The following is a 22,705-nucleotide window of genomic DNA, read 5'->3' on the forward strand; positions in this document are numbered from 1 at the left end:
CGCGAAAAAGTTTCAAAGTTTTGAGGGACCCGCAGGGGGTTCGTCGGCGAGTTGGAGAGGCACTTCGCAAGAAGTTGGCCAGCGCGCCGCGCGACGACTGCGAAGGAGATGCCGGCGTCGTCAAGATGCCGGCAAACGGCGGACCGCGCGTTTCGCTTTCGGGGCATGAATCCCTGGGGAAAAGCGCTATATATAGACACAAAGGACCGGACCAATGCGCATCGAGCGTCGTTTCACCAAGCCAGGACAATCCGCCTACGCGGAGATCGAATTCCGCAAGGCGCTTTCCGAGATCAAGAATCCGGATGGCTCGGTGGTGTTCCGCCTGGACAATATCGACGTGCCGGCGCAGTTCAGCCAAGTAGCCGCCGACATCCTGGCGCAGAAGTATTTCCGCAAGGCCGGCGTCCCCGCGCGCCTGAAGAAGGTCGAGGAGAACGACGTCCCCTCCTTTCTGTGGCGCTCTGTCCCCGACGAGGCCGAACTCGCCAAGCTCCCCGAGGCCGAGCGCTATGGCTCCGAGATCGATGCCCGCCAGGTCTTCGACCGCCTCGCCGGCACATGGACTTACTGGGGCTGGAAGGGCGGCTACTTCAAGTCCGAGGAAGACGCGCGCGCCTTCCGCGACGAGCTTGCCTATATGCTGGCCACGCAGCGCGTCGCGCCGAACTCGCCGCAATGGTTCAACACCGGCCTGCACTGGGCCTATGGCATCGACGGCCCGAGCCAGGGCCACTTCTATGTCGATCCCTTCACCGGCAAGCTGACCAAGTCGAAGTCCTCCTACGAGCATCCGCAGCCGCATGCCTGCTTCATCCAGGGCGTGCAGGACGACCTCGTCAACGAAGGCGGCATCATGGATCTGTGGGTGCGCGAGGCGCGCCTGTTCAAATATGGCTCCGGCACCGGCTCCAACTTCTCGCTGCTGCGCGGCGAAGGCGAAAAGCTGTCCGGCGGCGGTCGCTCCTCCGGCCTGATGAGCTTCCTCAAGATCGGCGATCGCGCGGCGGGCGCCATCAAGTCGGGCGGCACGACGCGCCGCGCCGCCAAGATGGTCATCGTCGACGTCGACCATCCCGATATCGAGGAGTTCATCGACTGGAAGGTCAATGAAGAGCAGAAGGTCGCCTCGCTGGTGACCGGCTCGAAGATCGTCAAGAAGCACCTCGAAGCGATTATGAAGGCCTGCGTCAATTGCGAAGGCCATGACGACGACTGCTTCGACCCGGCGATCAACACGGCGCTGAAGCGCGAGATCAAGGCGGCCAAGAAGGACGCGGTGCCGGAGAACTACATCTACCGGGTCATCCAGTTCGCCCGCCAGGGCTATACCTCGATGTCGTTCAAGACCTACGACACCGACTGGGATTCGGATGCCTACCTGACCGTCTCCGGCCAGAACTCCAACAATTCGGTGTCGCTGAAGGACAATTTCCTGCGCGCTGTCGAGGCCGATGGCGACTGGCAGCTCACCGCCCGCAAGGACGGCAAGGCGCTGAAGACGCTGAAGGCGCGCGACCTGTGGGAAAAGATCGGCTACGCCGCCTGGGCGTCGGCCGATCCCGGCCTGCACTTCAACACGACGATGAACGACTGGCACACCTGCGCCTCGGCCGGTGCGATCCGGGCTTCCAATCCGTGCTCGGAATACATGTTCCTCGACGACACGGCCTGCAACCTCGCCTCGATCAACCTGCTGCCCTACCGCAATGCCGACGGCACGATCGACATCGCCACTTACGAGCACACGGTGCGGCTGTGGACCATCGTGCTCGAGATCTCGGTGATGATGGCACAGTTCCCGTCGAAGGAGATCGCCAAGCTCTCTTACGAATACCGCACGCTCGGCCTCGGCTACGCCAATATCGGCGGCCTACTGATGACCTCGGGCATCCCCTACGATTCCGACGAGGGTCGCGCCATCTGCGCCGCGCTCACCGCGATCATGACCGGCACGGCCTACGCCACCTCGGCCGAGATGGCGGCCGAGCTCGGTGCCTTCCCGGACTATGATCGCAACGCCCAGAACATGCTACGCGTCATGCGCAACCACCGCCGCGCCGCCTATGGCGACAAGGACGGCTACGAGAAGCTCGCCGTCAATCCGGTGCCGCTGGTCGCGTCCGATCTGAAGCAGCAGGCGCTCGCTGAGCACGCCAAGGCGGCCTGGGACCGCGCCATCGAGCTCGGCGAGGAGCACGGCTACCGCAATGCGCAGGCAACCGTGATCGCGCCGACCGGCACGATCGGCCTGGTCATGGATTGCGACACCACCGGCATCGAGCCCGACTTCGCGCTGGTGAAGTTCAAGAAGCTCGCTGGCGGCGGCTACTTCAAGATCATCAACCGCGCCGTGCCGGAAGCGCTGCGCACGCTGGGCTATTCCGAAAGCCAGATCGCCGAGATCGAGGCCTATGCGGTCGGCCACGGCAACCTCAACCAGGCGCCCGGCATCAATCCCGGCTCGCTGAAGGCCAAGGGTTTTTCCGACGACAAGATCGCGGCGCTGAATGCGGCGCTGAAGTCGGCCTTCGACATCAAGTTCGTCTTCAACCAGTGGACGCTGGGCGCCGACTGGGTGAAGGAGACGCTCGGCTTCACCGACGAGCAGCTCGGCGATTTCTCGTTCGAGATGCTGCCGGCGCTCGGCTTCTCGAAGAAGGACATCGAGGCCGCCAACATCCATGTCTGCGGTGCGATGACGCTGGAAGGCGCGCCGTTCCTGAAGGCCGAGCACCTCGCCGTGTTCGACTGCGCCAGCCCGTGCGGCAAGATCGGCAAGCGCTCGCTGTCGATCAACAGCCACATCCTGATGATGGCGGCGGCGCAGCCCTTCATCTCCGGCGCCATCTCCAAGACCATCAACATGCCGAACGAAGCGACGGTGGAGGACGCCAAGAACGCCTACATGCTGTCGTGGAAGCTGGCGCTGAAGGCGAACGCGCTCTATCGCGACGGCTCGAAGCTGTCGCAGCCGCTCAATGCCTCGCTGCTCGCCGACGGCGAGGAGGATGAGGACGAGGTGGTCGAGCAGCTGATCGCGGCGCCCGCCGCGCAGCGCGCCGTGCAGGTGACGGAGAAGATCGTCGAGCGCGTGGTGGAGCGGCTCTACCGCGACCGCGAGAAGCTGCCGAACCGCCGCAAGGGCTACACGCAGAAGGCAGTGGTCGGCGGCCACAAGGTGTATCTCCGCACCGGCGAGTTCGACGACGGTCGCCTGGGCGAAATCTTCATCGACATGCACAAGGAAGGTGCCGCCTTCCGCGCGATGATGAACAACTTCGCCATCGCCATCTCGCTCGGCCTGCAATACGGCGTGCCGCTCGATGAATATGTCGAGGCCTTCACCTTCACCAAGTTCGAGCCGGCCGGCATGGTGCAGGGCAACGACGCCATCAAGAACGCGACGTCGATCCTCGACTACGTGTTCCGCGAGCTCGCCGTCTCCTATCTCGCCCGCCACGACCTCGCCCATGTCGACCAGTCGGACTTCGACAAGACGGCGCTCGGCCGCGGCATCACCGAAGGCAAGGCGACGCCGTTTTCGAAGGGCCTGACTCGCGGCGTTTCGCCGGTCAAGCTGGTCTCGGGCGCCGGCGGCGATCCCAAGGGCTTTGGCGGCTCGGCGCCGACGACGGCCCCTGCCCGCGCAGCGCCCACCGCCTTCTCCGGCTCCAACGTCTTGACGCTGAAGCCGGCGAGCGACGAGGCCATCGCCTACAAGCGCGACTATGAGGAGCGCGCCAGGGAACTGGCCGAGGACATCGTCGAAGAGGAGGCCGAGGCTTCCAGCACGGAGGCGCTGTTCACCGACGCCGCCGCGCAGGAAGCCGCCGACGCCAAGAAGCTCGCCGCGACACGGCGCCAGCAGTCGCTGCTGCAGGGCTACACCGGCAACGAATGCTCGGAGTGCCACAACTTCACCATGGTGCGGAACGGCACCTGCGAGAAGTGCGATACGTGTGGAAGCACGAGCGGGTGCAGCTGAGGAATCGATGGCAAATCTAGGGTTTGACCTAGGCAAAGATAACATATTTTGGTGCGCTCTTGGTGGAACTAGGGGCGCACCTGTTTACGTGGCTCACGGCGTCGAAAACTATCGTGTAGTCGACTATCGTGAGGACTTAATCGTCAAGAGTGGTGCGATATTCCTGGGACTTATAAATCGCATCAAGCCTACGAAAGTCGCCTATAGGCTCTCCTTAGACGCGACAAGCTCGGATCAGATTGCGTACCTGCATTTTCCGGTCGCCACCTTGATTTCTATTTGCCGAGAAGCAAAGATCCCTTCGACTGAGTTTTATACACGCTCGTTCACGCATAAGCTTTTTAGCATAGACAAATCGGAGAGTAAGGAAGATGCTTGCGACCGCCTGATTGGGGAACACGCTCCCAATTGGAAGCGCATTAGGAATGCTACGCTGGCGTGCTGGGCAAGCTTAGATGTTTAATGTGGGCGACAATGTCGCTGGAAAATTTCTAATTCAAAGGCAATTGACTCCAGGGCAATTTGGTACCGTCTTTCTCGCCCAGAACTACGCAATCAACAGACGATCATTTCTGAAACTTGTTGAATGCGACAATCCTCGCAATTTTCGTGAATTGATTGAAGCATATTCCCAGAATTGCAACCACCCGAACGTTGGTCGTATTTATGCCGCCGAGCTGATAGATCTAAATGGGCCTAACGGGTTAACGACATTTGTTTTGATGGAACAAGAATTCCTAGACGGCATCACAATCCAAGGGTTAGTTGAGATCCGTTACCTTCCTATCGGATCATCAGCAAGGTATATCTCTGATACACTTCATGCAATGGAGTATTTGCAGGGAAACGGAATAACTCATGGCGACATAAAGCCGAACAATATTGTCATCGTCGATCAACAAGCGAAATTGGTGGACTTCGGATTGTCGCGAAACGCCGCGTTGGCTGGAGCTCCGAGAGCGCGGGATGAAATATACCGGACCCATCAAGCTCCGGAATTCTCCCGAACGAACGAAATTGATGAGGGAACAGATGTTTACTCGTGCGGAATAACGCTGTTTCGAGCGATAAACCAGATTGCGGATTGGCATGGTCTGGTGACAGGGGTGCGAGATTGGGAACAGTTGCGAGACAGCGGCCAGCTTCTCAAACGAATTGGGTATCGACCGGAGGTTCCTCGCAAACTCAGAATGATTGTGAACCGAGCCTGCGCCGTCGATCCCGCAGATAGGTATGGTTCCTGCGCTGAATTTCGTCGGGCTTTGGATCGACTTCGTTTCATCCGCCTCTGGACTCCGTCCGGACCAAACGAATGGAGTTCCTTCGTCGACGGAATTTCTTACAGCATAGACACAACCGACGTCCGAGGCGGCTATTGCGTGTCAGTCAAGCGAAACAATCGACGTTTACAGCCCGACATTCGCTTTGCGACGCGACGGGAGGCGGACGAGTTTGTTGTCAGATATCTCTATGAGAACACTGTTGCCTGACCCGCATTGCAAATGTCCTAGCATCGATGAGGGCTATCTGCGCGGTTCTTGAACGCTTTGCCGAGGGCTTGATGGTGTCTTCGATGATCGACCACATCACGATCAAAGTGAGCGAGCTCTTCTACGAACAGGTCTTTGCGCCCTTGGGCTATCGCCTATCCGGCATCTTCTGGGCCTTCGATGTCGGCAATGGCTGCCTGTTCGAGATCCAGAGCACGGGCGAGAAGCCGCCCAGTGTGGCGGCGCCCCGTCCACTTCGTCATTCCGGGGCGAAGCAAGGAGCGAAGCGACGCGCGCAGACCCTGGAATCCATGCCGTGACTTTGAAGCGTTGCGGCGACGCAGAATTCTGCTCCGTTTGCACTCTTCGCCGAGGTCACGGAATGGATCCTCGGGTCAAGCCCGAGGATGACGAAGGCGCGAGGCGAAGCGTGAGCGCCTTCCCTTCTCCCCTTGTGGGAGAAGGTGGATCGGCGCGCAGCGCCGAGACGGTTGAGGGGTGTTCCAGCGGAGTGAGACGCTGGCTGGCCCTGCCGCGGCGTACAAGGTTTGGCATAGGTTCGCGTCAAGCTGGAGCACCCCTCATCCGGCCGCTTCGCGGCCACCTTCTCCCACAAGGGGAGAAGGGAAAGGGGCGCCGCATTACGCCGGCCTGACAGCCAGGAACGTGTTCCATTCTTCGCTATTCCGGCCGACGTTGAAATCGTCCCTGATCAGGACCAGCCCGGCGCTTTCGATACGGGCCGCGAAGTCGTCCCGGCGCCACAGGACGGTGTGATAGTTGCCATCCGTCTCGCCGTCGCCATTGCGCATCGACACCAGGAAGGCGCCGCCTGGCCGCAGCGATCCGGCTATCCTGGCGAGCACCTGATCGATCTGGTCGCGGGGCACATGGATCAGGACGGCGAGCGCCAGCACTGCATCGTAGGGGCCGCCGAGATCGTCGGTGAGGAGATCGAGAAGCTCGCCGTGCTTGCCGCGCGCGGCCTGCAACTCGAGAAACCGCTTTGTCGCGTCGGTGCGGCGAACCTTGACGCCCAAGGCCTCCAGAAAGTCGGCGTCGTATCCCGCTCCGGACCCGACTTCGAGAATCTGGCCGGCGGTGCCGGCGATCGCCACAAGCCGCTTCAGGGATGCCTGTTCTCTCTCGTTGGGAACATGCCGCACGATGGCATCGTAGCGTTCCGCATAGTCCTCATACGCGCTGATCGTTTGACGGCTCTTCGCCAGAGCCTGCGATAATGCATCCATCTTTCCCTCCCTCGCGTCGGTCAAGGCGCCGGATTTGCCTCAGCGAAGGGTGCCGGGAGGCACGCGTCCGTCGAGCATGCCGATGTCGCGCAGGAAATGGTCCGACAGCGAACGGCGGTCAAGCAGGCCGCGCGTGCGTGGCCTGAACGGCGCGATGAAGAGGTCGAGAACCGGACGACGAAGCGTGTTGTAAAGGGTGGTGGTCATTGCCGTGTCCTTTCGGGTTCGAGTTCGATGACCAGAGCATGCCGTTTTCCGGCCTTGGATTCCAATCGAACCTCGCGTAGCATGCATCAGGAGGATTGATGCGTCATGAGTTGGGAACTGCCGCCGCTAGGCGCCATCCGCGTGTTTGAGGCCGCGGCGCGGCTGGGCAGTTTCACCAAGGCGGCCGAAGAACTCGGCATGACCCAGTCGGCGGCCAGCTATCAGATCAAGGTGCTGGAAGAACGCGCGGGAACGCCGCTTTTCATAAGGAAAACAAGACAGATCGCCCTGACCGAGGCCGGACAGCAGTTGGCGCCGCACGCATCAGGCGCGTTCTCGGCCCTGGCCGATGCGTGGGTCGCGACCAAGGGCGGCGCGACCGGCGTGCTGTCGGTGACGACCATGGAGACCTTCGCAACGAACTGGCTGGCCGTATGGCTTGGAACATTCCAGCTGATGCATCCCGATCTCGCCGTGAAGGTGAACACATCGCCTCGTCTGGTCGATTTCACGCGCGAGGACATGGACGTCGGGATCCGCACCGGCACTGGAAAATGGCCCGGCCTGACGGCTCACTATCTGTTCAAGGCGGACTATACGCCGATGCTCAGCCCGAGACTGGCCGAGAGCGTGGGCGGCATCCACCGTCCCGAGGATCTCTACAAGGTGGCGCTATGCTGCGCCGACGATCCCTGGTGGAAAATCTGGTTCGAGGCGGCCGGCGTGCCGTTCGAACCCGATCGCGTCGTCGCGGGTCCGACGCTGGGGTCGCAGGCTTACGATGCAATGGCGGCGCTGACCGACCAGGGCGCCGCGATCCTCACCCGCAACATCTATAGCGCCCTGCTGGCCAAGGGACAGCTGATCCAGCCTTTTGAAGTGCTGGGATCCGATGGCGACGGCTATTGGCTGGTGCACCTGGAAAGCCGCCGCAATGCGCCCAAGATCAAGGTGTTCCGCGACTGGGTGCTGGCCCAGACGGCTGAGATACGCGAGCGCGAAAGACGCGAGGCAAGGTAAGGCTAGGGTCAAGCTCGAGGATGACGACCGCGCGGGGTGCGACTCTCCTCCTCTCGGGGGAGTCGGATCAATCCTTGAAGGTGATGCCGTATTTCGCGGCCTGTTCCTTCGGCATGTCGGCAAAGGCCTGGCGCACGGTATAGCCGCCGTAAACCTCGCCGCCGTTCTTGACCATCCAGTCCTCGACGTCGGCTTCCGCCACCGTCATGCGGTCGCCCATCTTGTACTTGGTGCCATTGACCGGCTCGTCGGCGAGAAGGCCGATGAAGGTGCCGTCGCCCAGGCCGGTGAGCTGCATCCAGATGTGCTCGGTGGCGCCGTTCTGGGTCAGCGGGAACTTCACCGTGTAGGTGCCGGGCGTGCCGGTGGCCATCAGCTCGTGGAAGCGCGGCAGCGTCGAGTGTCCCTTGTTCTTGGCGGCCTGCATCGCCTTGTCTTCGGTGGAATAGGCGACGACGTTCTCCGTCATCGCGCGAGGCGCCGTCTGCGAGGCGCCCGGCGCCGCGGCCGGAATGGCCATCGGCTTGTCGCTCCGCCCATGCCCGAGCGCATTGAAAAAACCGTAGCCGACAGCGGCCACGAAGACGATTGCCAGAACCGGATTGCGCATCGACCCCTCCATGCCCATTCATGCTGGGCCGCGCGGTGTTGCGCGCGGCATGCATGATCACGCGGATGTTACCAGCCGGGCATTGCAGGACCACTAAGGAAAAAGGTGAGTGGATCCTTAGCAAATCACTGAAAATGCCGCCGGGGGATGGGACGACGGCGGCCTGCCGGTATTCGCGCCAGCCGAGAACGCTCAGTCCGCGTCGGCGACGGTCGTCTGTCCGCCGGCCCATGCTCGCCAGGCGCGCTCGTCGCCATGGAAGACGTTGAGGTCGATGCGGCCCCTCACCCCGTGCGACAGGCCGGAGCCGGAATACTGCCAGAACACCCATTTGCGGCCGGGATAGACCTTTGACGGATGGCGCGCCACGGCGCGCAGCCAGAACGGATAGTCGGGGAAGGCGCCGCGCAGATTGTCGCGATAGAAGTCGGGGCTGGTGTAGATGATCGGACGCTGGCCGTAATAGCGTTCAAGCTTGTCCATGAACACCTGCATCTTCTCCAGCACCGTGTCGCGCGACGGCCGCCGCTTGCAGGACGACTCGCCGTTCCATTCGACGTCGATCACCGGCGGAAGCGCGCCCTCGACCCGCGGCACGTTGCGGATGAACCAGTCGGCCTGCTCGCCGGCGGTGCGGCACCAGTAGAAGAAATGATAGGCGCCGCGCTTCAGCCCGGCAGCATCGGCATTGCGCCAGTTGGTCCTGAACATCGGGTCGAGATGGTCGCCGCCGTCGGTCGCCTTGATGTAGGCGAAGTTGGCGCCCTGGGCGCGCAGCTTTTCCCAGTTGACGTTGCCCTGCCAGCGCGAAACGTCGACGCCGTGCACGGCAAGGTGCCGGGGCGAGGCGCGGCCGAAATTGATTGGCTTGGCATCGCGGAAGCCATAGCGGGTGACGGGACCGGCCAGCATCGCGGGCGCCGCCCGCGACAGGCGCTTCGGCGGCGCCATAAGCGCTGCCGGTTGGACCGGCGGCTCGACGCTGTCGGGCAGGTTCGGCGCGGGGAACGCGACCGTCTCTTCCTCGGCAAGGCTGAACGGAGGCGCATTGTCGTCGGCCACCGGCTCCGGTGGCCGCATGCGCGCGTCGCCAGCCATCGATGTGGTCTCGACCGTCGTTTCCGTTTCGGCCGTGGCCCCGGCCGCCGCGACGGGCGCGCGCGGCCTGACGACGGAACTGGTGGTTTCGTTGGACGGCACCTGCAAGGCGTCCATGCCCGATGTGGACGAGCAGCCGGCAAGGCACAGCGATGCAAGCACAAAACTGACGACGCCTGAGAACCGCATCTGGACCTGTACACAAAACAAAACAGGCCGAGGGCGGATTGCCACCGGCAGATCCGATTCCTAACGAGAAATTACCAATAAAGTTTGAATCAACTTGTTAGGGATAAATGGCGGCTCGCCGGCGGCATCATCGGAATGTCCTCGGGGCAACGGTGTTTCCCACATCCTGCTTGACAAGCCTCGCCATGATATTATCCTCCACTAATCTTACATCGTAAGGTTAGGCGATTTCGGGAGGAGAAGCCATGTCGTCCGCCCTGTCGGAACTGGAACCCGTCATAGTGCCGGTGCCGCATCCGCCGGCCATCGCGATCGAGGATGTGTCAGGCGATTTCAGCCGCGCCATCGAGCGCGCCGAGGTCAGTGCCTGGCTCGACCTCTACGCCGCGGCGCCGGCCGATTTCGCCGCGCAGCAAGGGCTTTCGATGGCGGCAGACGGCGACCTCGCCTGGACGACCTGCACGACGATCCCGTTCATCCATTTCAACTGCGTGAAGAATCTCGGCGTCGACAGCCCGGCTACCGAAAGCCAGCTCGACACGCTGCTGGCGCATTACCGCGCTGCCGGCATTTCGCGGCCCTGGTTCTACGTCAATCCGCACACCGAACCTTCCCGGCTCAGATGCTGGCTCGAAGCGCGCGGCCTGCAGCGCCAGGGCGGCTGGGAGCGTATCTATCGCGAAGCGGAGCCACTGCCATCCGAGCCGCTCTTCGCGGCCGACGGGGTTGCTGTCGAGCGCGTCACGAAATCAACGGCGGCGGAATGGGCCGGCTTCATCGACCGTCAGTACCGGCTGCCGACCTCACCCTGGCTGCTGGCGCTGGTCGGTCGCAAGGGCTGGCATCATTACATGCTGAAGCGGGACGGCGCGGTGGTGGCGGTGCGCTCGCTGTTCATCGGCGCCGACGGCGCGGCCTGGAGCGGCATCGACGCACCGGTGCCCGGCATCATGGCGCCGAGCTTCGATCTCGACGCGGTGCTTGGCGAAGCGCTGGTCCGCGACGGCCTGGCGGCCGGCGCGAAACTGTTCGTCGCCGACATCGAGGCGCCGCATGAGGAGCGCGACGGCCCTGCCTATCGCAACTATGCGCGCCTTGGCTTCAGGATCGCCTATTTCCGCAGCCATTACAGCTATTTGCCGGCTACTTCCAACTAAAGGATCCAGCTTGTTCTTGGAATTGCTTTAGACCCGCAGCCATTGCCGGAAGCAGTTCTTGGCGACCATGTGGGCCGGCGGCACCATCGGCTGGCCGGCGCGCATGTCGTCAGCCGCGCCGCCGCGAGCCCTCTCGAGCAGGGTGCGAAGCTCGGCCGGCTGCACGCGGTCGCGCTCCATCACGAGCCGGACCATCGGGTCGTTCAAAAGCTCGTCCAGGGTGTTGATGCTCTCGCTCATCCGTCGCCTCCTCGAATGCCGGCCCGCGCACGATAGATAGGCAGCCAATGATGGCCCGCCAATGACGCTTTGCCGGCTATGTCGTGAATCGAAGATGAAATTTTTGTGCAGGACTGCGTCGAAATGAGTCAGGCCGGTGGCAGGCCCTCATATTGCGGCAGGCCGTCGTCCAACCGTACCCAGGGCTGCTTCGAGGCCGTCCAGAAATGCATGTCGGGCTTGAACAGGGAAGGATCGTCGAGCGAGCCGGAGGTGATGCCAAGAATACCTCTGGAATCGCGCCTGGAAAACAGCGTCGCACCGCAGGCCGCGCAAAAGCCGCGCTTGAGGTCCGGCGAGGAGTTGACCGTCGCCACTTCGCCCTCGACGGTCACGTCGTCGATGCGAAACAGCAGCCGCGCGTTGAACGCCGCGCCGATCGCCTTCTGGCAGATCCGGCAATGGCAGACGCGTTCGTTGATCGGCGCCACCTCGGCGCGGTAGCGCACCGCTCCGCACAGGCAGCCGCCCTGATATTTCGTCATCGCCGGTATCCGTTCGCTTGGGAAGAACGCCGGAACCGTAGCCGGGCGGGTCGCTGCGTCAATTCAAAAGCTTTTATGGAATGCCATCGTTTGCGATGATGCGACCGGCGCAGATGGCAGCGCGTCCAAAAGCACGCGGCCGCCTCCAGGGAGACGGCCGCATGAGATTGCCGACCCGCTATTCGGTTGCGCCGAGCATCTCGTCCCAGCTCTTCACCTTGGTCACACCGTCGAGGAAGGGCAGTGCGGTGGCGGGCAGTTCCGGCGCGAAAAAGATGTCGTAGTGGGTGCGGTTGGGGATGATTGCCAGCCGGTTCTGCGACAGGTTCTCGCGCATCCAGCCGGCATCCTTCTGGCCGCCGCCGAGCATCTGGAAGAACTTGATCTCGTGCTCGGGCTTGTACATGTCGCTGTCGCCGTAGACGAGCATGACCGGCATCTTCAGCTTCGGCACATCGGCCGAGAAGTCGCGCTCGTTGCGCATGAAGTTGCCGAGCGTGTCGAGCAGCCTCGGGAAATCGTCCGGATGCGGCGCCACGGCGACGTAGGATTTGTACATCGGCGTATCCTTCATGAACGGGGCCGCCGCCGCGCTCACCTGCGCCTGCTGCGGGCGCATCTCGTCGTAGAAGCCGTTGGTGGCATATCCCGTCGACACCATCACCAGCCGGCGCACCGCCTCCGGGTGCTGGACAGCCATGCGGAAGGCGACGCCGCCGCCCAGCGAATAGCCCATGACGTCGACCTGGTCGTAGCCAAGCGCCTTGACGATCGCCGCCATGTCGTTGCCCATCGCTTCGACGCTGAACGGCCGCTCGCCAAGCGCGGTGCGGCCATGGCCCTGCAGATCCACGGCGATTACGGTGCGATGCGCGGCGAATTGCGGCAGGACCGGCGCGAACATGTCGGTGGAACCGAGGCCGCCATGCAGCAGCAGCAGCGGCTCGCCCTTGCCGTAGATGGCGTAGTAGTAATTCAGGCCGTCGATCGGCAGCAGGCCGGATTTCTCCGGCTTCACAGGGGCTTTGGTGGCAGCGGTCATGGCAGGCTTTGTCTCCTCGGATTGTGCATCTGGCGCGGCAATCAGCGCCACGGCCGAAGCGAGCATGGCGAAAAACAGGGTCTTGGGCATTTGGTTCTCCTCCAGTTGTGCCCAAAGGACGCGACGGCAGAGCGCAAGCCGACATGGCCGCGAGAAATTTTGCAGCAGATGCGAAATTGGTTAGTGGCGCTTGGCCTGCACCAGATAGGCGTCGATCTCGGTCTCGCCGAGCCATTTGGCGGCTTCCAGCCGGTGCAGGCCTTCAACCAGAATGTGGCGCTTGCCGTCATGGCGGACCTGGATCGGCATTTTCATACCGTTTTCGAGAATGTCCTCGGCCAGATGGCGGACGGTTTCCGGGTGGAGCGTCTTGCGGCGCGCGGCGGGCACATAGATGTCGTCGACCTTGACCTTTTGCACGCGCAGCATGTCGGCTCCCGGCGCTGAAACTTCGCCCTGACTGAGATAGTCTGTTTGCCGGATATGGCCAAGGGCAAGTGGATGCTGGCCCGATCGTTTCCATTTGACGCTTGGCCGGCCAATGGTCTCAATGGCGGCCTGTTGGTTTCAGGTGTTCATTGACGCGACTGCCGACCGAATTCCCCGATTTCGGGCTGACGCCCGAGCAGCGCCGCGAGGCGGTGCGCGGCCATTACTACGAACGGCCCGGCATGGACGGCGCGCGTGGCGAGATCTGGTGCTACAGCGACCGTTTTTCGTACCGCCCCGGCGAAACGATGGCGTTGCATGTCAGCGCGACGGCGCCGCAATTCGGCATCACGATTGTTCGCGACGGCGGCGCCGAAACAAGGGTGTTCGAAAAAACCGGCATCGCGGCGCGCTGGCAGGAGACGCCCGTCCAATGTTCGGTCGAAGGCTGCGGCTGGGACACTTCCTTCGAGTTCCGCATCGGCGATGCCTGGCCGTCCGGCGCCTACCGCGTCACGCTCACGGCCGAGGGCCGTGACGGCACGCCGATCCAGAGCCATCACCTCTTCATCGTCACGCCCCTGCCCGGCAAGAAACCCGGCCGCTTGCTGCAGGTCGCGGCGACGGGAACCTGGCTCGCTTACAACACCTGGGGCGGCTCCAACCACTATCAGGGCATCACCGGCCCGAACCGGGACCAATACGCCACGATGGTGTCGACGCAGCGTCCCTGGTGCCGCGGCTTCGTCGTGCTGCCGAAGGAGGCCCCGCGCGTACCGCTGGAGATCGCGGTGCCGCCGAAGACCGTGCCGCGATATCCGCACATGGAATGGGCCTTCGCCACCGGTCATTCGAAGAAATACGCCTCGTCCGGCTGGGCGAGCTATGACAGCCATTTCTTCCGCTTCACCGAGCGCGCCGGCTACGCGATCGATCTCGCCAGCCAGCACGACTTGCACTTTGCGCCCGATATCCTCGACGGCTATGACTGCGTCGTCTTCGTCGGCCATGACGAATACTGGACCTGGGAGATGCGCGACGCGGTCGACGCCTATGTGGAGCGTGGCGGCCACGCGGCACGCTTTGCCGGCAATTTCATGTGGCAGACCAGGCTGGAAGACGAGGGGCGGCGGCAGGTCTGCTACAAATACCGGGCGCGCGCCGAGGACCCGGCCTATCGCGACGGCGACGTGACCCGCGCAACCAACTCCTGGGAAGCGCCCGAGATCGGCCGGCCGGGTTCGGCAACCTTCGGCCTCAATGCGACCAGGGGCGTCTATGCCGGCTGGGGCGGCTGCGCGCCGCGCGGCGTGCGCGGCTTCCCGGTCTATCGCCCCGAACACTGGGCCTTCGCCGGCACCGGCATCTATTATGGCGACCTGCTCGGCGCCGACAGCCATGTCTACGGCTATGAGGTCGACGGACTGGATTTCGAGATCCGCGGCGGCCTGCCCTACCCGACCGAGCAGAGCGGCGCGCCGGACGGCCTGCAGGTGCTGGCGGTCGGCATGGCGAGCCAGGTCGAGGAAAGCGCGGACATCCCGATCGAGGACCAGTTCCTCACCGACGAGGATGGTCGCTTCACCGCCGAGACGCTGTTCGGCGAGGCCAGCGACGCCAATCTCGACAAGGTCAAGCGCGGCAACGGCATGATCGTCAATTTCCCGCGCGGCAAGGGCGAAGTGTTCCATGCCGGAAGCTGCGAATGGGTCGCCGGCCTGCTAAGGCAGGACGCGATGGTCGAGCGCGTGACGCAAAATGTCCTCGACCGCTATCTCGGAAAGTCCTGACATGCCGAAACCGCAAGTCCAGAATGCAACTGACGCCGAAGCGCGGCCGCCGTCGCATCTGTTCTATCTGTCCAGCCTGCGCCGGCCGCTCGTCGAGCGTGCCGAGGGCATCTATTTCTGGACCAAGGACGGCCGCCGCTTCATCGACGGATCGAGCGGACCGATGGTCGCCAATATCGGCCATTCCAACCGCAATGTGCTCGACGCCATGAAGCGGCAGATGGACAAGACCACCTTCGCCTATCGGCTGCATTTCGAGAACGAGCCCGCGGAAGAGCTGGCGCGGGAGCTGGCCGGCAAGCTGCCCGCCGGCATGGACCGCATCTTCTTCGTCTCCGGCGGCTCGGAGGCAACGGAATCCTGCATCAAGCTTGCCCGGCAATGGGCGGTTGCCACCGGCCAGCCCAAGCGCTGGAAGGTGATCGGCCGCTTCCCTTCCTATCATGGCGGCACGCTCGGCTCGCTCGCGGTCACCGGCGACGATGCGCTGGCCGAGACTTTCCTTCCGATGATGCGGGCGATGCCGACCGTGCCGGCGCCGACGGCTTGGCGCGACCGCGACAACCTCTCGCTGGAACAGCGCGGCATCCGCTATGCCGACATGCTGGAGGAAAAGATCCAGGCCGAAGGGCCGGAGAGCGTGCTCGCCTTCATCATGGAACCGGTCGGCGGGGCGGCAACGGCCGCTCTTGTCGCGCCCGACAGCTACTATCCGCGCATCCGCGAAATCTGCGACCGCTACGGCATCCTTCTGATCCATGACGAGGTGATGAGCGGCGCCGGCCGAACCGGCAAATTCCTCGGCGGCGACCACTGGAACTGCAAGCCGGACCTGGTCGCGCTGTCGAAGGGGCTGGGCTCGGGCTACGCGCCGCTCGGCGCGCTGGCAGCACCGATGCGGCTGGTCGAGCCGCTGCTTGCCGCCGGCGGCTTCCAGCACGGCCACACCTATGCCGGCAATCCGCTCGCCTGCGCCGCTGGGCTCGCAGTGCTCGGCGAGATGGATCGTCTCGACCTTATCGCGAACGCCGCCGCGATGGGCGACGTGCTGATCGGCGAACTGAGGGCGTTGCAAAAGCGCTTTCCCTTCATCGCCGACGTGCGCGGCAAGGGTCTGCTGCTCGGCGCCGAGATGGTTGCCGATCCGGAGACGCTGACGCCGATCGCGCCGGGCAAGAAGGCGACGCAGCGCCTGCTCGACCTCGCTTATGAACGCGGCCTCATCATCTACGGCCGCAAGGTCAAGGGCGGCGTCGACGGCGACAATTTCATGGTCGCGCCGCCGATGATCATCACGCGCGAGCAGATCGGCGAGATGATCGCCATCATCGGCGACTCGCTGGCAGCGCTCGCCGCCGAACTCGACCTGCCGGTCGAAACCTGAAGGGGTAGAACAAGATGGCGACGAGAAAAGTCATCATCACCTGCGCGGTCACCGGCTCGGTGCATACGCCGTCCATGTCGCCCTATCTGCCCGTCACACCAGACCAGATTGCCGCAGACGCAATCGCCGCCGCCGAAGCCGGCGCCTCGATCCTGCATCTGCACGCCCGCGATCCGAGGGATGGACGGCCGACGGCCGACCCGGATGTGTTCATGCAATTTCTGCCGCGCATCAAGCAGGCGACGGATGCGGTGATCAACATCACCACCGGCGGCTCCTCATTGATGACGCTCGACCAGCGGCTCGCCGCACCGCTCCGGGCCGAGCCGGAAATGTGCTCGCTCAACATGGGCTCGATGAATTTCGCCCTGTTCCCGATGCTCGACAAGCCGCGGGAGTGGCAGCACGAGTGGGAGCCGAAGCTGCTCGAGGCCACGCGCGACACGATCTTCAAGAACACGTTCGCCGACATGGAGACGGTGCTGGAAAAGCTCGGTAAAGGCTGCGGCACGCGCTTCGAGTTCGAATGCTACGACGTCGGCCACCTCTATTCGCTGGCGCATTTGCGCGATCGTGGCCTGGCGTCTGGGCCGCTGTTCCTCCAATTCGTGCTCGGCATTTTGGGCGGCATTGGCGCCGATCCCGACAATCTCATCCACATGAAGCGCATCGCCGACAAACTGTTCGGCGACAGCTACCAATTCTCGGTTCTCGCCGCCGGCCGCCACCAGATGCCGCTGATCTCGATCGCCGCCGCCATGGGCGGCAATGTCCGCGTCGGGCTGGAGGACAGCCTCTACGACGGGCGGCAACTGGCGAAGTCGAATGCCGACCAGGTGCGGCGCATCCGCTCGGTGCTGGATGGCCTGTCGCTGGAGGTCGCGACGCCCGCGGAAGCGCGCGCAATGCTGGCGCTGAAGGGCGGCGACCGGGTGGCGTTTTGAGACATCCTGAGATGTTTGTGATCCTTCCCACCCCCCTCTGGTCTGCCGACCATCTCCCCCGCAAGGGGGGAGATCGGATGTCGTCTCGGGTTTCGCCAATCGCCAGCATTGCAAGAGGGGCGGCAACGCTGAAGCCGTCAATCTCCCCCCTTGCAGGGGAGATGTCCGGCAGGACAGAGAGGGGTGCCTGGGCGCCTTGCCTGTCGTGAGTACAGTCAACATCAGGCTCGGCCGTATCGACGACGTCGAGACCATCCACGCCGCGCTGCTGCGGATGAGCACCCACACCGGCGCGCATCAGGAGATGACCTCGACCGTCGAGGATCTTCGCCGCTATGGCTTCGGCGGCAAGCCCGCCTTCTCGTCCCTGATCGCCGAGGTCGATGGCGAGTTCGCTGGTCTCTGCCTGCACTTCCCGATCTTCTCGACCTGGATGGGACGTCCCGGCGTCTATGTGCAGGATCTCTATGTCGAGGACCGCTTTCGCGGCCGCCGGATCGGCGAAAAACTGTTGCGGCGCGTGGCGAAGGAATGCCGTGCTGCAGGCGGCGTCTATCTCAGGCTCTCCGTCGACACCGACAACGAAACCGCCAGGGCCTTCTATGAAAGGCTGGGCATTGGCTGGTCGAGCTACGAACAGACCCAGAAGATCGTCGGCGACGCCTTCTTCGCCTTTGCGGATGCACCAGAGGACAGCGCATGAAAACCTATTATGCCGAGGAACAGAAGCGCCACGATCCCAAGGCTTTCCTCTCCAGCGGCGCCCAGCAGCCCAATCCGGAAAAGCCGGAGCGCATCGAAAGATTGCTGGCCGGCGCGAAAGCCGCCGGCTCGGCGATCGAACGGCCGCGGAACCATGGGCTGGGTCCGGTCGCAGCGGTGCACACGCCCGAATATCTCGACTTCCTCGAGCATATTTTCGAGCGCTGGCAGCGTATCGAAGGCGCCTCGGCGGAAGTGATCCCGAACATCCATCCGATCGCCCGTGCCGGCTCCTATCCTGCGTCCGCCGTTGGCCAGGCCGGCTACCACATGGCGGACACAGCCTGCCCGATCTCGGCCGAAACCTGGAACAGTTCGCTGTGGAGCGCCTGGAGCGCCGTTGAGGCGGCCGAAGCGGTGATGGCTGGCGCGCCTTCGGCCTACGCGCTCTGCCGTCCGCCCGGCCATCATGCCTTCGTCGATGTCGCCGGGGGATTTTGCTTCATCAACAATTCGGCGGTCGCGGCGCAGGTGCTGCGAAGGAGCGCGGCACGGGTGGCGATCCTCGATGTCGACCTGCATCACGGCAACGGCACGCAAGGTATCTTCTATGCAAGGCCGGACGTGCTCACGGTGTCGCTGCATGCCGATCCGGTGCGCTTCTATCCGTTCTTCTGGGGTTATGCGGATGAGCGCGGCGAAGGCGCCGGCCTCGGCTACAATCTCAACCTGCCGCTGCCGCGCAAATCCGGCGACGCTGCGTTTCTCGAGGCGCTGGCGACCGCCTTCCGACGCATCCGCGCCTTTGCGCCGGAGGCGCTTGTCGTGGCGCTCGGGCTCGATGCTTTCGAGGGCGACCCGTTTGGTGGCCTTTCCGTCACGACGCCCGGCTTCTCGCGCATCGGCGAGGCCATCGCCGGGCTCGGCCTGCCGACGGTGATCGTCCAGGAGGGCGGCTATCTGTGCGACGCGCTCAGCGACAACCTCACTGCTTTCCTGACCGGCTTTGGCGGCAAGCAGCGATCAGCAATTCCAGGAAAAGTGCGTAGCGGTTTTCCGTCCGGAATTGCGTGAAAGCAACGTGGCTCAGGCTCGCTGCTGCCTCAGCATGGCCACGACCCGGCGCACGCTTTCCAGCGTCTCGTCGATCTCGTCCGCCGTGTTGTAATGCGCGATGCCGATGCGCACGACGCCCTCGCCGGCCGGAATGCCGAGCTGGTGGACGATCTCCCAGGCATAGTTGTGGCCTGACCAGAGGAAGATGTTTTCGGCGTTCATCTGCCGCACGATCGTCTCCGGCGCGATGCCCTCGACGGTAAAGGACACGGTCGGCACGCGCTCGCCGATCCGCGCCGGATCGGTGATGCCGTGGATGGTCAGGCCGGCAATGCCAGACAGGCCGTCGATCAGCTTTTGCGCCAGCGTGTTCTCGTAGGCGATCGACACTTCGAACGCCCTGGTGATCCGCTGCCGCCGCGAGCCGCCCTCGCCCGCCGCCGCGCCGAGATCGGCGAAATAATCGACCGCCGCGCCGAGACCGGCCATCAGCTCGATCTGCGGCGTGCCGAGCTCGAAGCGTTCCGGCAGGCCGTTGGACGAGCAGCGGCATTTGTAGGGTTTCAGCGCATCAATGAGGTCGCGGCGCCCCCACAGGATGCCCATGTGCGGGCCGAAGAATTTGTAGGCCGAGCAGACGAGGAAATCGCAGCCGAGCGCCTGCACGTCGACCAGGCCATGCGGCGCGAACTGCACGGCATCGACATAGACCAGCGCGCCTGCCTGCTTGGCTACGGCCGTCAGCGCCTTCACCCGGTTGATCGAGCCGGTGAGGTTCGAGGCATAATTCAGCGCCACGAGCCGCGTCTTTTCCGAGAGCAGCGCACTCAACGCCGCTTCCTCGACCTGCCAGCTTTTCTCGTCAAAGGGCAGGAAGCGCACGACGAGGCCAAGGTCCTCGGCAAGCTGCAGCCAAGGCGAGACATTGCCCTCATGGTCCATGCGGGTGACGATGATCTCGTCGCCTGGCTTCATCGCGCGGCCGAGCGTGCGCGACATATGGTAGGTCAGCGTCGTCATGTTAGCGCCGATGATGATCTCCTCGGCGCTCGCGGCACCGAGGAAATCGGCCATTGCCGCATGCGCGCCGTCGACCACTTCCTGCGCCGCCAGCGTCGTTTCGAAGAAGCCGCCGAGATTGGCGTTGGTGGTAAGCAGGCAGCGCGACAGGGCGTCGGCCACCGCTTGCGGCACCTGCGTGCCGGCCGGGTTATCGAGATAGATGCGGCGGCGGTCCTTGTCGGTCAGCGACAGCGCCGGAAATCTTCCCCGCACGGTTTCGATTGGAAAATTCATTGCCGTCCCCTCCCTTTTGTTATCGTTGAACAATTCTGGTCAAGGACACGGATTGCCGACGCGCTGATGAACCGCATCGACCGCCTTCTGCATCTCCTCGGTCCATCTGACCTCGGCCGAGGACAACGCCGTTTCCAGCTGCCAGATCGCCGTCGCGCCGATGATGTTCGAGGTGACGAAGGGTCTGCTCGAGACATAGGCATTGGCAAACAGCGCCGGCTCCATGCCGAAGGAGCGCGCCAGCTCGTTGTATTCGAGCAGGACTTGCGCCGCATTCGGCGTCTCGTAGCGCTGGCCACGGTTGAAGAGCTGCGAGCGCGAGCCTTGCGGGCGCGCGCCATTGTCGTATTTGCCGGTCAGATAGCCCTGCGCCAGCGGCGAATAAGGCAGGAAGGCGATCTGCTCGCGCTCGCAGACCTCGGCGAGGTTCACCTCGAAGGTGCGATTGACGAGGCTGTAGGCGTTCTGCAGCGAGACGGGCCGCGGCCCAACGCCCTTGTCGGCCTCGCCAAGGAAGCGCATGACGCCCCAGGAGCTTTCGTTCGACAGGCCGAAATGGCGGATCTTCCCGGCCTTCACCAGTTCGTCGAAGACGCCAAGCGTCTCGGCGATCGGCGTCTCGCCTGCCGGCGCGCCTTCGGTGTCGGCACGACGCGCCACGGCGCCGACACGCGTCGGGTTGGCGCCCCAGGGAATGTCCCGTTCCGGCCAATGGATCTGGTAGAGATCGATATAGTCGGTGCCGAGCTTGGTCAGCGACTTCTCGACGGCGTCGAAAATGTCGGCGCGCGCCAGCTTCGACGGGCGGTCGCCGCGAAACCAAATGTTGCCGGTGCGACCGACCACCTTCGAGGCGATGATCACCTTGTCGCGATTGCCGTTGGCCTTCATCCAGCTGCCGATGATCTTCTCGGTCCGCCCCTGCGTCTCCGCCTTGGGCGGGATCGGGTACAGCTCGGCCGTGTCGATGAAATTGACGCCGCGCTCAAAGGCCAGGTCCATCTGCGCATGGCCTTCGGCCTCGGTGTTCTGCTGGCCCCAGGTCATCGAGCCCAGGCAGATTTGAGACACAAGAAGATCGGTCCGACCGAGACGGCGTTTATGCATGGGAATTTCTCCGGCGGGGAACTTTTTTGCGCGAAGCGCAGGAGGAAATCCGACCATAAAGCAAAGGGCGGGTGTTCTCCAAGCCCGGCCCGGACGACTTTTGCGTGAACTTGTAGAGGGCTAGCGCCGGGCTCCGGCCACGGCGCGCCGTTTGGCTTCATCGATCAGCATGTTGGCCACCTGCATGCGGATCATGGCGCGCTGGCGCAGATGCGGGGCAACGCGGTCCGGGTGGTTGGCGAAAGCGAAGCTGCGCCGCATGGGGCCGAGGTCGGCGCTCTTCACCGGATGATCGAGGCCAAGCTCGGCGGCGATCGCGTCGGGGTCGATCGGCGGCAGTTTTTCCTCCGGCCTTGCCTGCTCGCCGGCCAACGCCAGCTTGGCCTGATCGAGCAGCGCGGCGAATTCGGCGGCGAGATCGGCGCCTGCCTCCCGGTATTCGGCCGCGAACGTCTCGCCGGCAACCTTGATGCGGCCGGAATGAAGCTCGTCCGCCACCGAGAGATAGTCGAACGGAATTGTCGGCCGCGCCGCCGCCTCATCACCTGCCTCGGGCTTGTCGGAGGCAACGAAGAGATCGTCGAGCAAGGACGCGAAATCCCGCTTGGCTCCGGTGCCGATGTCAGCCTCCCGTCTCGTCAAGCAAATATGTGAGACGGTCGCACCATAGAGCTTGCTCGTTAAAAATGAATGCCTTCGACGTTAACCAGTTTAGCCGTTCGCCAGCGCCATAGCAAAAAAGCCGGACTGCATTTCATGCAGCCCGGCAAGGTCGCCAGGAGTGGCGAGGAAAAAGCCGGCCATGGGCCGGCACCACGCCTACGTTCGACAGACCGTAAAAGTTTCAAAAAAAATCGATTGTGACGAAAAAAATCGTCCGGGCATGGCTGCCATGCAATTGCTGCACTGCACAATTTTAACATTCGCCCTATATGTTTGAGTCGGGAGGACCAACTAGGGGCCATGGATCATGGGGTTCTTCACCGAAATGTTCGCGCGGCCGCGGCCGCAGGACCATCAGCGCTACCGCGCAGCCTTGGCGCTGCTGCATTCAATGAGCAATGCCGACCGCGCCGACATCGGCATCAAGCCAGCCGATTTCCCGCGCATCGCGCGCGAAATGTCCACGCGCTGAGTCTGTCCAGCAAGAGGTTTCCCGGCAGCACCGGGAAACCTCAAGAC

The 22,705-nt window shown here is 63.4% G+C and carries 21 protein-coding genes and 1 pseudogene; 11 read left to right on the forward strand and 11 right to left on the reverse strand.

Annotated features, from left to right (window positions below):
• The first annotated feature begins 214 nt into the window (after window positions 1–214).
• From PU724_RS13685 to PU724_RS13695, 3 genes and pseudogenes are all read left to right on the forward strand, one after another.
• Entirely contained in the window at window positions 215–3,988 is a 3,774-nt protein-coding gene (locus PU724_RS13685; RefSeq protein ID WP_354421538.1) for a vitamin B12-dependent ribonucleotide reductase, read from the forward strand.
• A 455-nt stretch (window positions 3,989–4,443) separates the two neighbouring features.
• Window positions 4,444–5,478 carry a serine/threonine protein kinase gene (locus PU724_RS13690; protein ID WP_354421537.1) on the forward strand — a complete coding sequence of 345 codons (1,035 nt, stop codon included), beginning with the start codon at window positions 4,444–4,446 and terminating at the stop codon, window positions 5,476–5,478.
• Window positions 5,479–5,561: 83 nt separating this feature from the next.
• Window positions 5,562–5,711 (forward strand): annotated as a pseudogene (locus tag PU724_RS13695) (VOC family protein); the annotation flags it as partial.
• Between the two features lie 408 nt (window positions 5,712–6,119).
• Here PU724_RS13695 and PU724_RS13700 read toward each other — a convergent pair.
• Both PU724_RS13700 and PU724_RS13705 read right to left on the reverse strand, forming a co-directional pair.
• Window positions 6,120–6,728: a class I SAM-dependent DNA methyltransferase gene (locus PU724_RS13700; RefSeq protein WP_354421535.1), complete on the reverse strand. Its 609-nt coding sequence runs from the start codon at window positions 6,726–6,728 to the stop codon at window positions 6,120–6,122.
• A gap of 39 nt (window positions 6,729–6,767) precedes the next feature.
• Window positions 6,768–6,935, reverse strand: coding sequence for a hypothetical protein (locus PU724_RS13705; protein ID WP_189340348.1), 168 nt, complete (start codon window positions 6,933–6,935; stop codon window positions 6,768–6,770).
• A gap of 105 nt (window positions 6,936–7,040) precedes the next feature.
• Here PU724_RS13705 and PU724_RS13710 point away from each other — a divergent pair, with 105 nt between their 5' ends.
• The gene (locus tag PU724_RS13710) at window positions 7,041–7,955 is read left to right on the forward strand and encodes a LysR family transcriptional regulator (protein WP_128276372.1); all 915 of its coding nucleotides are present in this window, start codon (window positions 7,041–7,043) and stop codon (window positions 7,953–7,955) included.
• Between the two features lie 67 nt (window positions 7,956–8,022).
• Here the strand turns inward: PU724_RS13710 and PU724_RS13715 are convergent, their stop codons facing one another.
• Both PU724_RS13715 and PU724_RS13720 read right to left on the reverse strand, forming a co-directional pair.
• Entirely contained in the window at window positions 8,023–8,565 is a 543-nt protein-coding gene (locus PU724_RS13715) for a DUF2314 domain-containing protein (protein WP_354421533.1), read from the reverse strand.
• A 192-nt stretch (window positions 8,566–8,757) separates the two neighbouring features.
• On the reverse strand, window positions 8,758–9,852 hold the full coding sequence (locus PU724_RS13720; RefSeq protein ID WP_354421531.1) for a glycoside hydrolase family 25 protein: 1,095 nt from the start codon (window positions 9,850–9,852) through the stop codon (window positions 8,758–8,760).
• 245 nt (window positions 9,853–10,097) lie between these two features.
• Here PU724_RS13720 and PU724_RS13725 point away from each other — a divergent pair, with 245 nt between their 5' ends.
• Window positions 10,098–11,009 carry a hypothetical protein gene (locus PU724_RS13725; protein WP_354421529.1) on the forward strand — a complete coding sequence of 304 codons (912 nt, stop codon included), beginning with the start codon at window positions 10,098–10,100 and terminating at the stop codon, window positions 11,007–11,009.
• Between the two features lie 27 nt (window positions 11,010–11,036).
• Here the strand turns inward: PU724_RS13725 and PU724_RS13730 are convergent, their stop codons facing one another.
• The 4 genes from PU724_RS13730 to PU724_RS13745 all read right to left on the reverse strand — a co-directional run bounded on the left by PU724_RS13730 (window position 11,037) and on the right by PU724_RS13745 (window position 13,244).
• The gene (locus PU724_RS13730; RefSeq protein ID WP_127287011.1) at window positions 11,037–11,249 is read right to left on the reverse strand and encodes a hypothetical protein; all 213 of its coding nucleotides are present in this window, start codon (window positions 11,247–11,249) and stop codon (window positions 11,037–11,039) included.
• 128 nt (window positions 11,250–11,377) lie between these two features.
• A complete protein-coding gene (locus tag PU724_RS13735; RefSeq protein ID WP_127287010.1) occupies window positions 11,378–11,773 on the reverse strand; it encodes a GFA family protein in 396 nt (131 codons plus the stop codon).
• Window positions 11,774–11,951: 178 nt separating this feature from the next.
• Window positions 11,952–12,905: an alpha/beta fold hydrolase gene (locus PU724_RS13740; protein WP_354421526.1), complete on the reverse strand. Its 954-nt coding sequence runs from the start codon at window positions 12,903–12,905 to the stop codon at window positions 11,952–11,954.
• A gap of 90 nt (window positions 12,906–12,995) precedes the next feature.
• Window positions 12,996–13,244, reverse strand: coding sequence for a ParB N-terminal domain-containing protein (locus PU724_RS13745; RefSeq protein ID WP_126054808.1), 249 nt, complete (start codon window positions 13,242–13,244; stop codon window positions 12,996–12,998).
• A gap of 149 nt (window positions 13,245–13,393) precedes the next feature.
• Between PU724_RS13745 and PU724_RS13750 the strand changes: the two genes are divergently transcribed.
• The 5 genes from PU724_RS13750 (at window position 13,394) to PU724_RS13770 (ending at window position 19,138) form a co-directional block, all read left to right on the forward strand.
• The gene (locus tag PU724_RS13750; protein WP_354421524.1) at window positions 13,394–15,034 is read left to right on the forward strand and encodes a N,N-dimethylformamidase beta subunit family domain-containing protein; all 1,641 of its coding nucleotides are present in this window, start codon (window positions 13,394–13,396) and stop codon (window positions 15,032–15,034) included.
• Window position 15,035: 1 nt separating this feature from the next.
• Window positions 15,036–16,418, forward strand: coding sequence for an aminotransferase family protein (locus PU724_RS13755; RefSeq protein ID WP_354421522.1), 1,383 nt, complete (start codon window positions 15,036–15,038; stop codon window positions 16,416–16,418).
• Between the two features lie 14 nt (window positions 16,419–16,432).
• Window positions 16,433–17,362 (forward strand): 3,5-dioxohexanoate:acetyl-CoA acetone transferase, encoded by a 930-nt coding sequence (gene kce / locus PU724_RS13760; RefSeq protein WP_320255568.1) that lies wholly within the window; start codon window positions 16,433–16,435, stop codon window positions 17,360–17,362.
• 274 nt (window positions 17,363–17,636) lie between these two features.
• Window positions 17,637–18,065: a GNAT family N-acetyltransferase gene (locus PU724_RS13765; RefSeq protein WP_292103379.1), complete on the forward strand. Its 429-nt coding sequence runs from the start codon at window positions 17,637–17,639 to the stop codon at window positions 18,063–18,065.
• Window positions 18,062–19,138: a histone deacetylase family protein gene (locus tag PU724_RS13770; protein ID WP_320255567.1), complete on the forward strand. Its 1,077-nt coding sequence runs from the start codon at window positions 18,062–18,064 to the stop codon at window positions 19,136–19,138. Before PU724_RS13765 ends, PU724_RS13770 begins: the two co-directional genes overlap by 4 nt.
• Before the next feature lie 12 nt (window positions 19,139–19,150).
• Here PU724_RS13770 and PU724_RS13775 read toward each other — a convergent pair whose 3' ends face one another.
• From PU724_RS13775 to PU724_RS13785, 3 genes are all read right to left on the reverse strand, one after another.
• Window positions 19,151–20,416 carry a cysteine desulfurase-like protein gene (locus PU724_RS13775; protein WP_354421518.1) on the reverse strand — a complete coding sequence of 422 codons (1,266 nt, stop codon included), beginning with the start codon at window positions 20,414–20,416 and terminating at the stop codon, window positions 19,151–19,153.
• 39 nt (window positions 20,417–20,455) lie between these two features.
• The gene (locus PU724_RS13780) at window positions 20,456–21,523 is read right to left on the reverse strand and encodes an aldo/keto reductase (RefSeq protein WP_354421516.1); all 1,068 of its coding nucleotides are present in this window, start codon (window positions 21,521–21,523) and stop codon (window positions 20,456–20,458) included.
• Between the two features lie 120 nt (window positions 21,524–21,643).
• Window positions 21,644–22,111 carry a hypothetical protein gene (locus tag PU724_RS13785; protein WP_354421514.1) on the reverse strand — a complete coding sequence of 156 codons (468 nt, stop codon included), beginning with the start codon at window positions 22,109–22,111 and terminating at the stop codon, window positions 21,644–21,646.
• Window positions 22,112–22,493: 382 nt separating this feature from the next.
• Here PU724_RS13785 and PU724_RS13790 point away from each other — a divergent pair, with 382 nt between their 5' ends.
• Window positions 22,494–22,658, forward strand: coding sequence for a hypothetical protein (locus PU724_RS13790; protein ID WP_126054817.1), 165 nt, complete (start codon window positions 22,494–22,496; stop codon window positions 22,656–22,658).
• Window positions 22,659–22,705: the final 47 nt, after the last annotated feature.

This window comes from Mesorhizobium abyssinicae (assembly GCF_049887195.1).
GTDB lineage: Bacteria > Pseudomonadota > Alphaproteobacteria > Rhizobiales > Rhizobiaceae > Mesorhizobium > Mesorhizobium abyssinicae.

What these genes read in the sequence shown, in the direction of transcription:
- PU724_RS13775 (WP_354421518.1), bottom strand. Translation starts at nt 20,416, where the DNA reads ATGAATTTTCCAATCGAAACCGTGCGGGGAAGATTTCCGGCGCTGTCG.
- PU724_RS13710 (WP_128276372.1), top strand. Translation starts at nt 7,041, where the DNA reads ATGAGTTGGGAACTGCCGCCGCTAGGCGCCATCCGCGTGTTTGAGGCC.
- PU724_RS13720 (WP_354421531.1), bottom strand. Translation starts at nt 9,852, where the DNA reads ATGCGGTTCTCAGGCGTCGTCAGTTTTGTGCTTGCATCGCTGTGCCTT.
- PU724_RS13725 (WP_354421529.1), top strand. Translation starts at nt 10,098, where the DNA reads ATGTCGTCCGCCCTGTCGGAACTGGAACCCGTCATAGTGCCGGTGCCG.
- PU724_RS13705 (WP_189340348.1), bottom strand. Translation starts at nt 6,935, where the DNA reads ATGACCACCACCCTTTACAACACGCTTCGTCGTCCGGTTCTCGACCTC.
- PU724_RS13685 (WP_354421538.1), top strand. Translation starts at nt 215, where the DNA reads ATGCGCATCGAGCGTCGTTTCACCAAGCCAGGACAATCCGCCTACGCG.
- PU724_RS13700 (WP_354421535.1), bottom strand. Translation starts at nt 6,728, where the DNA reads ATGGATGCATTATCGCAGGCTCTGGCGAAGAGCCGTCAAACGATCAGC.
- kce (WP_320255568.1), top strand. Translation starts at nt 16,433, where the DNA reads ATGGCGACGAGAAAAGTCATCATCACCTGCGCGGTCACCGGCTCGGTG.
- PU724_RS13765 (WP_292103379.1), top strand. Translation starts at nt 17,637, where the DNA reads ATGAGCACCCACACCGGCGCGCATCAGGAGATGACCTCGACCGTCGAG.
- PU724_RS13780 (WP_354421516.1), bottom strand. Translation starts at nt 21,523, where the DNA reads ATGCATAAACGCCGTCTCGGTCGGACCGATCTTCTTGTGTCTCAAATC.
- PU724_RS13770 (WP_320255567.1), top strand. Translation starts at nt 18,062, where the DNA reads ATGAAAACCTATTATGCCGAGGAACAGAAGCGCCACGATCCCAAGGCT.
- PU724_RS13745 (WP_126054808.1), bottom strand. Translation starts at nt 13,244, where the DNA reads ATGCTGCGCGTGCAAAAGGTCAAGGTCGACGACATCTATGTGCCCGCC.
- PU724_RS13740 (WP_354421526.1), bottom strand. Translation starts at nt 12,905, where the DNA reads ATGCCCAAGACCCTGTTTTTCGCCATGCTCGCTTCGGCCGTGGCGCTG.
- PU724_RS13755 (WP_354421522.1), top strand. Translation starts at nt 15,036, where the DNA reads ATGCCGAAACCGCAAGTCCAGAATGCAACTGACGCCGAAGCGCGGCCG.
- PU724_RS13735 (WP_127287010.1), bottom strand. Translation starts at nt 11,773, where the DNA reads ATGACGAAATATCAGGGCGGCTGCCTGTGCGGAGCGGTGCGCTACCGC.
- PU724_RS13690 (WP_354421537.1), top strand. Translation starts at nt 4,444, where the DNA reads ATGTTTAATGTGGGCGACAATGTCGCTGGAAAATTTCTAATTCAAAGG.
- PU724_RS13715 (WP_354421533.1), bottom strand. Translation starts at nt 8,565, where the DNA reads ATGCGCAATCCGGTTCTGGCAATCGTCTTCGTGGCCGCTGTCGGCTAC.
- PU724_RS13730 (WP_127287011.1), bottom strand. Translation starts at nt 11,249, where the DNA reads ATGAGCGAGAGCATCAACACCCTGGACGAGCTTTTGAACGACCCGATG.
- PU724_RS13790 (WP_126054817.1), top strand. Translation starts at nt 22,494, where the DNA reads ATGGGGTTCTTCACCGAAATGTTCGCGCGGCCGCGGCCGCAGGACCAT.